This window comes from Acetobacter conturbans (genome assembly GCF_011516755.1).
In the GTDB taxonomy this organism is placed as follows: Bacteria; Pseudomonadota; Alphaproteobacteria; order Acetobacterales; family Acetobacteraceae; genus Acetobacter; species Acetobacter conturbans.
In genome coordinates, this window is sequence record NZ_WOSY01000074.1 from 1 (window position 1) to 843 (window position 843).

At 53.6% G+C, this 843-nt stretch carries 1 pseudogene; it reads left to right on the plus strand.

Annotation, left to right across the window (positions count from 1 at the left end):
• The first annotated feature begins 71 nt into the window (after window positions 1-71).
• Window positions 72-830, plus strand: a pseudogene (locus GOB81_RS17380) (IS5 family transposase).
• The last annotated feature ends 13 nt before the right edge of the window (window positions 831-843 follow it).

Here is an 843-nt window from a genome sequence, read left to right on the forward strand (position 1 = left end):
CCCCGTGGCATGAGCCTTGTACTCCTGCGTATTTTGTGATGTTTTCTCTCTGTTTTCAGGGAGAGATGTGAATGCGGCGGTATGGTCTGAGCGACAGTCAGTGGGATCGGATAAAAGATCTTCTCCCGGGTCGTGAAGGCCATGTCGATGGGACTGCTGCGGATAATCGTCTGTTTGTTGAAGCCGTGCTGTATCGCTACCGTGCAGGCATTCCCTGGCGTGATCTTCCGGCCCGTTTCGGAGACTGGAAAAACGTCCATCGACGGTTACGTCGCTGGTGCGAAAGCGGTGTGATCGAACGGATTTTCCGGTATCTGGCCGCAGATCACGACAATGAATACATGATGATCGACAGCACGATTGTCCGGGCGCATCAGCACAGCGCCGGAGCCCTCAAAAAGGGGGCACAGATCAGGCCATCGGGCGATCCAGAGGCGGGCTGACCACAAAGATCCACGACGCCATTGTCGATGCGGCAGGAAAGGCAGTGGTCCTATCTCTGACACCCGGACAAAGGGCTGACATCACCGAAGCAGACACCCCTTCTGGATAAAGTCGATCCCGGGGCTTTTAGCGCCGACAAGGCTTATGATGCCGATCCGCTTATTGAAAAGCTCGAAGAGCGCGGGGTCACACCGGTTATTCCGTCAAAGAAAAACCGACGTAATCCACGGAAAATCTCCTTCATGCTCTATAAAAAACGAAACATCATCGAACGCTTTTTCGCCAGCCTCAAACAGTTCAGGGGTATCGCAACCCGTTACGACAAGCTGAAATCAACCTTCCTCGCAGCCGTCCAACTCGTTGCAACCATCATCAGAATTAACTGACGACACGCCCTAG